This window comes from Clostridium cylindrosporum DSM 605 (genome assembly GCF_001047375.1).
GTDB classification, from domain to species: domain Bacteria; phylum Bacillota; class Clostridia; order Clostridiales; family Caloramatoraceae; genus Clostridium_AB; species Clostridium_AB cylindrosporum.
Window position 1 is genome coordinate 113,191 of record NZ_LFVU01000002.1, and the last position, 13,135, is coordinate 126,325.

At 29.5% G+C, this 13,135-nt stretch carries 14 protein-coding genes and 1 riboswitch; of the genes, 4 read left to right on the top strand and 10 right to left on the bottom strand.

Features of this window, described 5'->3' with window-relative positions; translation table 11 throughout:
- Positions 1-2: 2 nt before the first annotated feature.
- The 6 genes from CLCY_RS01130 to CLCY_RS01155 all read right to left on the bottom strand — a co-directional run bounded on the left by CLCY_RS01130 (position 3) and on the right by CLCY_RS01155 (position 4,906).
- Complete coding sequence (locus CLCY_RS01130; protein ID WP_048569298.1) at positions 3-773, bottom strand: thiazole synthase; 771 nt, start codon at positions 771-773, stop codon at positions 3-5.
- A 26-nt stretch (positions 774-799) separates the two neighbouring features.
- Complete coding sequence (thiF, locus tag CLCY_RS01135) at positions 800-1,606, bottom strand: sulfur carrier protein ThiS adenylyltransferase ThiF (protein ID WP_048569347.1); 807 nt, start codon at positions 1,604-1,606, stop codon at positions 800-802.
- 1 nt (position 1,607) lies between these two features.
- Positions 1,608-1,802, bottom strand: coding sequence for a sulfur carrier protein ThiS (gene thiS, locus CLCY_RS01140; protein ID WP_048569299.1), 195 nt, complete (start codon positions 1,800-1,802; stop codon positions 1,608-1,610).
- Between the two features lie 112 nt (positions 1,803-1,914).
- Positions 1,915-2,015: riboswitch (TPP riboswitch) on the bottom strand.
- 60 nt (positions 2,016-2,075) lie between these two features.
- Positions 2,076-2,729: a pentapeptide repeat-containing protein gene (locus CLCY_RS01145; RefSeq protein WP_048569300.1), complete on the bottom strand. Its 654-nt coding sequence runs from the start codon at positions 2,727-2,729 to the stop codon at positions 2,076-2,078.
- Positions 2,730-2,858: 129 nt separating this feature from the next.
- The gene (locus CLCY_RS01150) at positions 2,859-3,389 is read right to left on the bottom strand and encodes a hypothetical protein (protein ID WP_048569301.1); all 531 of its coding nucleotides are present in this window, start codon (positions 3,387-3,389) and stop codon (positions 2,859-2,861) included.
- Between the two features lie 77 nt (positions 3,390-3,466).
- Positions 3,467-4,906 carry an FAD-dependent oxidoreductase gene (locus CLCY_RS01155; protein ID WP_048569302.1) on the bottom strand — a complete coding sequence of 480 codons (1,440 nt, stop codon included), beginning with the start codon at positions 4,904-4,906 and terminating at the stop codon, positions 3,467-3,469.
- Positions 4,907-5,186: 280 nt separating this feature from the next.
- On the opposite strand from CLCY_RS01155, the gene CLCY_RS01160 reads away from it, so the two are divergent.
- Positions 5,187-5,693, top strand: a complete 507-nt coding sequence (locus tag CLCY_RS01160; RefSeq protein WP_048569303.1) for a dihydrofolate reductase — start codon at positions 5,187-5,189, stop codon at positions 5,691-5,693.
- A 67-nt stretch (positions 5,694-5,760) separates the two neighbouring features.
- On the opposite strand, the gene CLCY_RS01165 is transcribed toward CLCY_RS01160, so the two are convergent.
- The gene (locus CLCY_RS01165; protein ID WP_048569304.1) at positions 5,761-6,387 is read right to left on the bottom strand and encodes a hypothetical protein; all 627 of its coding nucleotides are present in this window, start codon (positions 6,385-6,387) and stop codon (positions 5,761-5,763) included.
- 196 nt (positions 6,388-6,583) lie between these two features.
- Here CLCY_RS01165 and CLCY_RS01170 point away from each other — a divergent pair, with 196 nt between their 5' ends.
- Genes CLCY_RS01170 through CLCY_RS13860 form a run of 3 tightly spaced genes read left to right on the top strand, consistent with a single transcriptional unit; the run spans position 6,584 to position 7,164 of the window.
- Complete coding sequence (locus CLCY_RS01170) at positions 6,584-6,781, top strand: cold-shock protein (protein ID WP_048569305.1); 198 nt, start codon at positions 6,584-6,586, stop codon at positions 6,779-6,781.
- Between the two features lie 53 nt (positions 6,782-6,834).
- Entirely contained in the window at positions 6,835-7,005 is a 171-nt protein-coding gene (locus CLCY_RS13855; RefSeq protein ID WP_152668063.1) for a hypothetical protein, read from the top strand.
- Between the two features lie 12 nt (positions 7,006-7,017).
- Positions 7,018-7,164 (top strand): hypothetical protein, encoded by a 147-nt coding sequence (locus CLCY_RS13860; RefSeq protein ID WP_200899951.1) that lies wholly within the window; start codon positions 7,018-7,020, stop codon positions 7,162-7,164.
- Between the two features lie 86 nt (positions 7,165-7,250).
- Here the strand turns inward: CLCY_RS13860 and CLCY_RS01175 are convergent, their stop codons facing one another.
- From CLCY_RS01175 to CLCY_RS01185, 3 genes are all read right to left on the bottom strand, one after another.
- The gene (locus tag CLCY_RS01175) at positions 7,251-8,948 is read right to left on the bottom strand and encodes a HAMP domain-containing methyl-accepting chemotaxis protein (RefSeq protein ID WP_048569306.1); all 1,698 of its coding nucleotides are present in this window, start codon (positions 8,946-8,948) and stop codon (positions 7,251-7,253) included.
- A 158-nt stretch (positions 8,949-9,106) separates the two neighbouring features.
- Positions 9,107-10,771, bottom strand: a complete 1,665-nt coding sequence (locus CLCY_RS01180) for a flavin monoamine oxidase family protein (RefSeq protein WP_082141651.1) — start codon at positions 10,769-10,771, stop codon at positions 9,107-9,109.
- 200 nt (positions 10,772-10,971) lie between these two features.
- Positions 10,972-12,972 carry a methyl-accepting chemotaxis protein gene (locus CLCY_RS01185; protein WP_048569308.1) on the bottom strand — a complete coding sequence of 667 codons (2,001 nt, stop codon included), beginning with the start codon at positions 12,970-12,972 and terminating at the stop codon, positions 10,972-10,974.
- Positions 12,973-13,135 lie beyond the last annotated feature (163 nt).

Genomic DNA, 13,135 nt, shown 5'->3' on the forward strand with positions numbered 1-13,135 from the left:
ACTTATCTCCCATCTAAAAACCCTGTTAATGGGGATGAGGCATTAGCTTTATTACTTACTTCTCCGAATTTAGATAAATATCCGAGTCTCCCACCTTCAACTGCAAGCTTAAAGGCCTTTGCCATTTGAACTGGATTTTTTGATGTTGCAATAGCAGTATTAACTAAGCATGCAGCAGCTCCCATTTCCATTGCCTCCATAGCCTGTGAGGGTTTACCTATTCCTGCATCTACTATTATTGGAGCATCTATTTCTTCTATCATCATTTTTATTAATTCCTTTGTCTCAAGTCCCCTATTACTTCCTATTGGAGACCCGAGTGGCATAACTGCTGCTGCACCTGCTTCAAGCATTCTTTTACCATAATAAATATCAGGACTCATATAAGGTAGAACCACAAAACCTTCCTTTGCTAAAATTTCAGTAGCCTTTAATGTTTCATGATTATCCGGCATAAGGTATTTGTTATCAGAAATAACTTCTATCTTAATCCAGTTACCACATCCCATAGCCTTAGCGAGTCTAGCTATTCTTACCGCCTCATCTGCATTTCTTGCTCCTGATGTATTAGGAAGCAGTATGCTATCTTTACCTATATACTCTAGTGGGTTTTCATCTTTATTATCAAAATTTACCCTTCTTAATGCCATAGTAATTACCTGTGAACCACTTTCCTCTAATATATTAGGTATTAGACTATTAGATGAGTATTTACCTGTTCCTACAAATAGTCTTGATTTTAAAGTAACTCCCCCTATACTTAGCTTGTCCATAATAACACTCTCTTTCATACTTAAATTTATACATCTATTTCTTCACATAAAATTCTAACAACCATATTAACCATATGGTTAGCACAAATTGCAACTCTTGGGGCCATTAATCCTGAACCCTCCTTTGCTCCATTTACCCCATCGCCACATAAGTAAAATTTACTGGTTATCTTTTTAGTTTGTATTAAGTTAGATGAATAATATCCAGCCATACCTGAAGATGCAATTAAATATGTATCCTTCATTTTAGTTAAAACTTCATTTGATAAAGTTGACTTACAAATAGGGCAATCAAAGGCTTCTAGAATAATATTACAATCATTAAAAACACTTTTAATATTGCTTTTATCTAAATACAGTTTATGTATAGTAATATTCATAAATGGATTAATCTTCTTTAAAATATCCCTAATTGCTTCTACCTTTAGTTTTCCTATATCATCAATAAAATACTGTTGTCTATTTAGATTCGAAGGCTCCACTACATCATAATCACATATTACTATTTCCCCAACCCCCATTCTTGCTAGAGATATAGCTATATTTGAACCAAGACCCCCTGCCCCTGCAACACCAACTTTTGACTTTTTTAACTTCTCAAAAACTCCTGGAGTATGCCTTGCAATCATAAGATTTTCTAGTTCTTTTTCTGTTGGGATTTCACCCTTCTTTATTAGAGTAACTCTATCCGCTTCTTTTAAAGGAACATCTTCCTTTATTTGAAATCCATTGAGTACAATAACATCTGAATCTTTCTTGTACTTATTTCTTATCGAAAAAGCTGTGTCATTACTATCAGCTTCCACGTATAATTCATTTACCTTTATTTTAATTTTAGCCACCTCCAACAAAACTCAATACCTCAATACTATCATTTTCCCTAAGTAAAAAAGTTCTATATTTATCAATAGGAACTATTTCAAGATTTACTTCTACAACAACCTTTTTTTCCTCTAGATTTAGCTCATTTAATAGCTCTTTAACCGTTACTTCTCTTTCAAAACTTAATTCTTTACCGTTTACCTTCATTCTCTACCCTCCCTTCTAAATCTTCAAAAAACAAAAAACTTCTAACATAAAATATGCTAGAAGTAAATCACAAAATAAACAATTTAGATAGTATATCTATATTGCATTATTAATATTAAGTAATCTGCTTCCCTACGCTGGTATTATCCATATCAGGTTATAAGAGTTAGGATACATATCCCTCTCAGCCTTACGGCACCTCTAGCATTTCTTACCATTACTAAATTAATTATATATATTGTTTAGTTATTCTTCAAGTGTTTAAAACATTTACTATATTACTGTTTGATTAATTTTTTGTATTAATCTAATTATGTAACTTAATGTATGAAAGTCTCTATCAATATAATCATGAATATTTCTTAATCCATTTATTAGGCTCTTCTCATCAAAGTTCTCAAGTAATATCATAATATTAAGTAGATTTATATTGCCTTCCTTTGTATCAAATATTCTTGAATTTTTTACGCATTTATTTTTAATAACATCTTCAACTGCACTTTTTAATTCATCACTTATTTTAAGATCAGGCATTTTATCAAATACTCTAATTCCAGAATCATTTATATCAATATTCTTAGCTTTTTCTAAATCAGTTGACATAAAAATAGTATTCTTAAACTTAGCGTCCTTAAAATCAGTTCCATCTAAATTTACAGAGTCAAATATACTATTTTCAAATACAGCACTAATAAACTTACTACCCTTTAAATTTGCTCCAACAAACTCTGCTCCCTTAAATGTACATTTAAATAAGTAACAAGACTTAAAATGAGCTCCTCTAAAGCTTGCAAAATCAAAATTTGAATTAGAAAAGTTACAATTATAACAATTGCTTCTTTTAAGATTTTTGTACATAAAATTCTTATCTTTTTTCTCTATGTTATTATAGTTAAAACTTTCTTTATTAACTTCATTTTTAGCCATTTTTACCTCCATGGAACTTTTATCTTTTATGTTCCAATCTAAATATTATATATAATTGTCTTAAAAGTCAATTTATTATAAACTCTAAGATAAAAACACTAATATTATATTTTATATTTCCGATGTACTCTAGGATAACTTAAGATTATGTTTATCAATCAAATTACTATATGTTTTTATATCATCCTCTGTCATATAAAATATTGGAAACTTAAGATTATAATTCCCCCAAATGGTTAATGGACATTTAAAAAAATAAAATGTAATAAAAAACAACTCCCTTGTACAAAGCCTTACTAAAAATCCAATTATTTCTTCATCCATAACCATAAAATAATTTGAATTTAACCTACAATTTCTTATTTTCATTAAGATGATTTTATCCTCTTCATTTAAAGCATTATAAAGATTCTCAAATTCCCCATTAGTTAATCTAGGTAGATAAAGATCAACTATTAAATTTTCCTTATTTGATTTGCTTGTGCGATAAATATCTTTAATAAAACCAATAAAATCTTCCTCGATTAAACATAAATCTTTAACTTCCTTAGGTTCTAACACTGCATTGTTATAATTATTTAAGCCGTCAATTATACTCTCAAAACGAATCTCTACCTTTTGGTTAAACTCCTCTTCACTAATACTTAATAAAGCATTCACAAGACCTACCCCCTAATCGTCTAGTCCTACTTATTTCCCTTATAGTATCTTTTAGATACCATACTTTCTTTACTTATCTAATAGTCATTAAGTCCTTTTATTGCTGGACTATCTAACCAGTTTCCTTTGTAATCAAACCTTGAACCATGGCAAGGGCAATCCCATGACAGTTCATCAGCATTCCACTGCAATTGGCATCCTAGATGAGGACATTTTGTTGTTACAACAAACTCCTTACCATTATCATCTCTATACACACCAACTTTTTCTCCATTATATTCTACAATTCCAGCATGACCTTTTTTGATGTGTCCTATTTGTTCATTTGGAATGTCAATTTTTTGTGCTATAAAGTTTTTGGCAGTTTCTATTGTATCCTCCATTATAGTATCAATTGAAAGTGACATATCAAATCTTCTAGGAGAAAAAATTTCTGAAAAATCATTTTCCTTACCGAGTATCATGTCACTGTTAATTATAGCTGCCACCATAGAACTTGTCATTCCCCATTTATTAAATCCAGTTGCTACATAAACATTATCTGTTGAAGAGGAATACTTACCAATATAAGGAATACCATCTATGGTCATACAATCCTGAGCAGACCAGTGATATTTTTCTCTTGAATTTGGATAGAGAATCTTTGCTACCTCCCTTAGCTTTTCATAGCATCCTCCCTCTTCATTTTTACCTGTTCTTTTAGGGATACCTCCAAATAATAATAAATCTTTATAATTTCTAAAGGAATACCCACTTTTATCAATATCAATTAACATACCCTCAACATCATCCGCATTTTCTAAAGCAATAACATGAGATCTTTCTTGATGCATTCTTAAAAAGTAATATCCTGGAACATTTACAATTGGATAATGTGTTGCAACAACTATATGCTTGGCATTTATTTTGCCTCTATTGGTGACAACTAAATTTTCTTCAACTTCTATTACTCTTGTATCTTCATAGATAGTTAAGTCCTTTGATATAACATCTAAAAACTTTAGCGGATTAAACTGTGCTTGATTATTATATCTTAATGCTGCCTTAACATTAAATGGCAGTTTTACTTTATCTACAATTTCTGCATCTATTCCAAGTTTTTTAGCTGCTTCATATTCTAATTTCAGAGGTTCTGTCTCTCCTAATGAGTATACATAGGCTGGTTTTTCCTCAAATTCACAATCTATATTATTTTCATAAACTATATCTCTAAATGTATTTAAAGCAAGATTATTAGCGTTTAAATACATAAGTGCCTTTTCTTCTCCAAATTCTTTTATTAATTTATCATAAATCAGATCATGCTGAATAGTTATCTTAGCTGTAGTATTTCTTGTATTTCCACTAGCAATTTCCTTAGCTTCGATAACAACTACGTCTATACCATTTTTCTTTAATAAATACGCCGTTAAAATTCCCGCAATTCCTGCTCCAATTATAACAGTATTAACTTCTATATCTTTATTTAATACTTCTCTTTTTTTAAAGCTACAACTTTCACTCCATACAGAATTCATAAAATCACCTCATACTTAGTATTCCATTTTCTTCAAAATATAAACATATTAACTATAAAACAAAATACTTTAAACATTCTTATGAACCTTGAAATAAATTATATCAAGCTCAATTATTCTCTTTCTTCAATCAACCTTTCTATTAATATAATTATGCCTTTATAAGATGCCATTTCTACTTAAAAATAGATATATCAAAATTAAAATAATATTATGATGGCTAGTAAATAATAGTTTTAAGAGATTATGATCTTAATTAACTATCAAAGGAGTGTTAAAATTGTTAAGTTATGTTGTTGCAATATCCGAAAATGGAGTTATGGGAATAAATAATACTCTTCCCTGGCATATCCCAAATGACCTAAAATTCTTTAAGGAAGTTACACTTAGTAAAAGTAAAACTATGATAATGGGACGAGAAACCTTTGAGGCGCTTCCTAAAATTTTACCTGAAAGACACCATATAGTAATAACTCGAAACAGGAATTACAAAATAAACAGCGATAATGTAACTATTATTCATAATATAGATGACTTAAAACCTTACATTGAAAGCCCTGAAGAATATTTTGTTATAGGAGGCGGCCAAATCTTTTCCCTGCTTATGCCCTATGCAGAAAAAATGTATTTAACTATAATACATGAAGAATTTAAAGGTGATACTTTTTTCCCAAAGTACAATAAAGATGAATGGAGAATCCTAAGTAAGGAAGAAGGCGTTGTTGACAGTAAAAATAAACATAACCATACAATTTATATTCTTGAAAGAATAAAGAGTATAAATTAGATCCTATACAATTGTTTAAGGCTCCTACTTTTATTTCTTAGGAGCCTTCACTACTACATTATTAAATTTAATTATTAAACTTTATTTTGTATATCTCTCCAACCTTTACAATAGCAATATCTAATATGTTTATTAATTTTTCTAAACTTTTTACGTTATTTATAAATTTAATATTATTCTTATCTACAAGCTTTTTAATCATATTAATAATATCTTTCTTTTGTTGAGAATCTAAGTTAAGGTCATTATTAAGACACTCTCTATTTATATATATTAATGTATTCCATATTTGCTCATCAGAAATTCTGTCTAAGTCCATCAAAACCCATGTAAAATCTTTTCTTCTTAAGTTTTCAGGATATGCCTGTTTAAAAAACTCTATAAAGTGATTTGTCTTTTCAGGGTCTTTTTCCTTTACATATTTTCCAAGCTGTGATTTTAAATTATTCTTAAGGTGAAGAATTGTATTTGGCTTTATTGAACCTTTTAAATCATCAATGTGTTTATAAATATAATTATATGTATCTTGAATCTTTTCTTGATTTATATCTTCCTTTTTAAGTATCTTTACTATATCAATGTACTCTAAAATATTTTTCTTGCAATTTAGCTCTTTATTGTATAACATTTCACAAAGCTTTTCTGGAGTTAATTCTTCTATTTTATTCTTATTAATTAATTCTTCTCTATTCATAACTACTTCTTTCCTTATCTATATTTTTTGCTCTTTTATTTTACCACAAGATTTAAAATTTGTTCTAATATAGTTTAAAATTTAAAAATATTAATTCAAACTAAATAATTCCTTTAAAATAGTTGAGTAAATTACTTAACTATTACAAATAATATTTACTGATATTAATTATATTTATAAGTAAGGAGAGATATTTATGTCAAGTAGAACTGGAATAGTTAAATGGTTTGATAAAGAAAAAGGATATGGATTTATATCCGCTGATGCTGGTGATGACGTTTTCGTACATCACTCTCAAGTTAAAGGTGAAGAACTAAGTGAAGGTGTTAGTGTTAGCTTTGATATTGGTGAGGGGCAAAAAGGTCCTATGGCAATAAATGTTCACACCATATAGACTCTTATAAAATTTCCACAGTTAAAATAATTTAATTGTTAGGAGGACTTTAAATGGACAATAATAAAAATAGAATGAAAGATAGACCTAAGTCTAATGCAGAAAAAAGAAAAATGTACTCTGAAGCAGGATCTGAGATAGGTATTATAGATAGAGTGAAAATTGGCTCACATTCAAATGGTAAAAAATACACAAAAAGATCAAAATTATCTCATAATAAATAGGAGGCGATTATCATGGGTAAGAATAATTCTTCAAGCAAAAATCACAAAGCTACTCCTGATCCAACATCACCAAATTATGTAGAATATGCAAAAAATAAAGCTAATGAAAATACTCCCTATGCCAAGGATGAACCATCTTTGCATACAAAACATGAATAGATTTTAGTTTTCCCTATACTTTAGATAAGGTCTAAGATATATAGTGACTTATGCTATATATCTTAGACCTATTATTAATTCTTATATTATATTTTAAATTTTGAAACCAATATTTGTAGCTCCCCTCCAAGCTCTGCTAAAGTATGTGCTTCATAAACTAAAGATTCTATTGATGAATTTTGCTCCTGGGCTGATGCAGATACCTCCTCTGTAGCAGCGGCTGAATTTTCTGCAATAATATTCACAGATTCTATAGAATCTACAACCTTCTCTGAATCTTTTAAAATTTCCTGGGAAATCATAGCAACATTTGACACTTGCTCTACAACTCTGTGAATTTCACTTGAAATAGTCTTAAATGCTTTACTTGTATCATCAACTGCTTTTACACCATTTTCTACTTCCATGGCACCTTTGCTCATAACTTCTACTACTGTTTTAGTTTCATTTTGAATACTTTCAATCAAAACTGTAATCTCCTCTGCTGAATTTGAAGACTCTTCAGCAAGCTTTCTAACTTCTTCAGCTACTATTGAAAAACCTTTTCCATGTTCCCCTGCACGAGCTGCTTCTATTGCTGCATTTAGTGCTAGTAAATTTGTTTGCCTTGAAATATTTTTAATAACCTCAATAATTTCACCTATTTTATTTGATTCTTTTCTAAGTTTATTAATAACATATGCCATTTGCTGTGTAACATTTTTAATTTCACCAATTTTACTAACAGCATTATCTGCTTCTATAACACCATTAATTGTAGCATTTTCTACCATGTTAGAGCTATCGCCTATAGATTCTATTCTTTGTGAAATATTCTTAATAGAATCTGACATATTCTTCATAATAATATTCACTTCATTAATTGATTTAGATTGGTCTAGTGAACCTAAAGCTAGTTCACTAATTGTTTGTGTAATTTCAAAATTTGCAGAACTATTTTCCTCACATGTAGCATTTAATTCCTCACTTGTATATGTAACCTTGTTAGCCACATGGATAATTTTTTCAAGCATATCTTTTAATGATATTATTAGTGAATTAGTTGAATCTCCTATCATTCTTATTTCATCATTAGTTTTTATATTAACTTCCTTTGTTAGGTCTCCATTAGCTATACTACTAATGATACTTAAAACCTTATTAGTAGAAGTAACTATGTTCTTCGTTATATATATAGCAAAAACTAGGGCAAATAAAAGCGCCATAGTTAAATATATTATTATTTGCATTTTGGCACTATTAATTGATTCATCTGCTCTTTTTTGTCCTTGAAGCATATATGCATTATTTAGGTCTACATTTTTTTCAAGGGCTACCCTCGAAGCATCGTAGTATTCTTGGCTTTTGTTAGCAATTGTTTGTGCTTCTATATCCTTATTAGCTTTGCTCATCACCATTGCCTGATTTGAAACTTCTAAATATAAATCCCAATTTTTCTTGAATTCATCATAATATGATTTTTCTTCACCACTTGAAATAGTTGGTTCATATGTCTTCATATTCTCATTAACTTTTTCAATATATTTATTCAAAACCTCTTCATACCTTAAACTTTGCATGTTATCAGTAGTTAAGATATGTTGATAAAGAACTCTACGACAATTACTAGTATTAATTTGCATTTCCATCAAACTTTTAGAGCTTGGATACTGATTTTTCATAATATCATCCTGAGCACTTTTTACACTATTAAATTTAAACATATTGTTTATACCTAAAAATAAAAATATCACTAGTATTGCACCAAATCCAACACCTAACTTTACTCCAATTTTAAACTTCATTAATATCTTCTCCTCTTTCTGTATAATACCTATATCTAAATATCCAAAATATATTATACCACCTTTTGCTATAATTACTATTTATTTTACAGCAAACCTTTCCATAAAACAAAAACCCTCAACAAAGGTTTGTTGAGGGTTTTTATTTTATAATTTAACTATTGATTTTCCAGATGCAATTTCAACTGCTCTGCAATACTATTAGCCGCATTCATCCCAGAGTTTAAAGCTCCTTGCATCCATCCATGCTTTAATGATGTATGTTCACCTGCAAAAAATACTCTAAAATCGTATTCTGCTTTCACTGATGCATAGGCAAAAAGTCTTTGCTGTTCAGGCATAAAATATGCAAATCCTCCAAAAACGCCTTGCACATTATCCCATAATACACTTTCATAGTCATCAACTACTGAATCAAGATATCCCTTTGGGAGTCCATTTACAGCCTCAACTTGTCTCTTGATTATTTCAATACGTGTCTTTATCTCAACGTTACCTAAACGCATAGCATCTTGCCCCATATTATAGGATGCTGTTATAACACCAAATTTATTATATAATTTATTAATTTTACTTTTCTCATTTTTTGTTACATCTATATTTGCAATAGGAGGATATGCAGGATACCATGTAGTCTGTATAGATAAATCAGTTACAGATCCACCCCCTATTATTCTCTCTCTCTCATTACCTCTTTCCCAAAAACGTTCATTACACAAAAACAAAGTTTTGTGAGCTGATTCATAATTAAATTCTTTAATAGCTTGCATCTTTTCATTACTAAACATAGGATATATATTTACACTACGAAGACTTGAAAAGGGAATTGTACAAATAACAAAATCAAAGGTTTCGCAGCAACTTTCTAATGACATCTCATCTTTATATTCTAGTGTTACCTTATTATTATTACATCTATATATACTAGATACTCTTTTCCCATTTTTGTAAACTACTTTTCCTAAATCCTTTTTTTCAATACTCTTATACTCTTTAGGATAAGTAGACATTAAGGAATTATAAAATGCTAATGGCAATTTAGATGTACCACCAACTATCTCATATCTATAGGAGTTATCTACTGTATATTCATCTAACATATTTTCATTATAGCTCCCTGTGTAAAAAGTTCCAGTAAATGGATCAAGTCCTGAAAGCATCTCAATTGCAGCTTCACTTAGATTCAATCTTTCAAAAACCTGTCTTGTGCTGAAACTACCTAAAAAATTAATTTCTTTAGAATAACTTTCCCTAGCCTGTAATAATTCCTTCCTAATTGATGGGTCTAACTTCAACAAAGGTGTTGTTAATGCATAATCCAGAAGTTTTTTCCAAGATGTATTCCTTTCCTGTGGAGTTAAGTTAAATTCAGGGTAAATTTTCTCCATTACATTTTTTCCATCAGGGTCGTTTCTTACACGCTTATTTCTAACATAGATAAATGCATTTTCATTTTCTTGAATAAATGGTCTTGTTTTTAAGTTAAATGTATTAATATAGTGCCAACTACTTTCGTGACTTACTGGAATACGCATAGCGCCAAGTTCACCATAAAGTAATTTCTCTTTATCAAAGTAATAAGTATATACTCTTCCACCAATACGCTTTCCTTCCATTTCAAATATAGTAATATCAAAACCAAGCTTTCTAAGTTCAAATGCAGATGATAAACCTGCAAGACCACCACCAATTATACCTACCTTAACACCTTTACCAGCACCTGGTGATGCAATTTTTGTAATATCTCTTGGTGGACCAAGTAGGCTAATTAAGTTTTCATAATCTTCAACACGATTCTCTTCTATCAAAGCTCTTTTAAGCATTTCATGTCTTTGCTCATTTGTTGGATTCGGTGGATAAATATATTTAATATCTTCTAGCAAATCCTTTCAACTCCAAATAGTTCTATATTAATTATATTATTCATAAAGTAACAAAAGAGTTCGAGCCTAAATATTCTCTTTAGTTTTAAAGAGAAAAAAGAGGTGTAGTATTTAACACCTCTTTTTTTAACTCGTTATATTTATACTTTAAAATTATTTATAAGTTTTGCTAGGTCCTCATTCATAGAATTCAGCTTATCTATAAGCTCAGAGGTTTTTACAATAGATGTTGTCTGTTGTTCTGTTGAACTACTAACCTCCTCTGCACATGCAGCATTTTCATGGGCGATAGACGCTATATTTTCTATAGATGACAATACAATATCCTTTGCCTTGGATATTTCCTTCATATTATCATTTAAAACACTTACACTATTTGTAACCTCTAAAGTAGATGTATTCAATCCCTCGAAGGCTACATTGGCATCCTTTACTGAGTTCTTAGCTTCATCCATAGCTTGTCTTGACTCTTCTACACTTTTTGTAGTTAAGTTTATTAGACTTATAATTTCACTAACTATATTCTGTATTTTTGTTGATGACTTTTCAGATTCCTCTGCAAGTGTACTTACTTGTCCAGCTACAACTGAGAAACCTCTTCCATGTTCTCCGGCTCTAGCTGCCTCTATTGCAGCATTTAAAGCTAGTAAATTAGTCTGATCAGCAATTGATTTTATTGTATCAACTATATTTCCAATAGAATTTGACATATTTAGAAGCTCATTGATATTTTTATAAACTGTATCTGCCATATTAGTAGATTCTTGTAGTTTATTATTTAATAACACAATTGAATCTTTACCTGATTGACTTTTATCATTCATGCTATCAGTACTTTTAACTACTTCTTCAAGTTCAACTGTTCCTACGTTTATTTTTTCATTTAAAACATTAGTTAAATCTAATGTATCAGTTGTACTATTAGCCTGAACACTAGAACCTGAGGCTATTTCTCCTATTGCGCCAGCAATTTCATCACTTGAACTTGTAATAACTTTAGTGTGATTTCTAATTTCTCTATTATCCTCAACTAATTGCACAGATAATGTTTGAATTCTACATACAAGATCTCTTATTTTACTAATAGTAGTATTTAAACTTTTTGAAACAATTCCAAGCTCATCACTTGAATTATGCTCTATTTCAACAGTTAGATCTCCTTCTTCAAGTCTTTTTATACCACATAGTATCTTATCTATAGGTTTTATAGCTGTCTTTGTAATTATTATATAGACTATTATTGAAGAAGTAATAACCACTAATAAAACTATAGCAATAATAATACCTCTTAATTTATTATTAAATGAATTTAGTGAATCTAAGCTTTGATCAATTACTATATAATTATTATCAAACTTTTGGTATGTGTATAACATTGTTTTTCCATTATAATCATGTTTTACAGAACCTGATTCACCTTTAATTAATTCTTTTCCGTTATTTACTTCAGAAATCTTCTTTCCTTTTAGAGCTTTATCTGGATGGAATAGTATTATACCATCACTTGAAACAACAAATGCTTTGCCATCATTACCTAGTTTCATATTAGTAAGAAGATTCTCCATATTCAATGTGCTTTTTATACTTATTATAGCCTTAGGAGAGAACCCTACTTGTACTATTCCTCCATCTGGACCTTTAACTCCAACAAACTGAAATAACTCACCATCTACCCCCTTTGGCATAGGTTCCTGTGCTAGACTATCGATTTTTCCACTTAAAATATCTAAAAAAGGCTTTGTTTGTTCCGAGTCTGCAAAATTAAAGTTAATATATTCCGGTACATTAGCATAAGTTATTACTCCTTGCTTATTTATAATACATATCTCTTCTACATTTAAACTACTTGCAAGGCTCTTTAGTGATTCAACTGAACGTAAATTTTGATTATCATTTAATATACGTGCAATACTATTTGCCAGTGGGATTGCATTTTTAGATATAGTTTCTGTTGTAGTCTCAACAGCCTTTTCTTGATTCATAACTATATGCTTTACATTTGTAAGATTGTCATTTGCATCTTTAACTAGGTTATCAAAAAACAAGCTAGATGTTCTCATTAAAATGTAAACAGATAATAAACTTAATGATGCCACTAACAATATTATCATAGGTATAATAATTTTAAACCTAAACTTCATATTGTCCCCCTTATTTTTACATTTATGTATTTTATATACTTAATAGTTATTATACAATAAATGGTAATATTCCTTCAATATGCTTTTGAAAATGAGGTAACAAAAATATAGGGGTAAATCGACACATACAGTCAATTACCCCTATATTGAAACTGGTTTAATA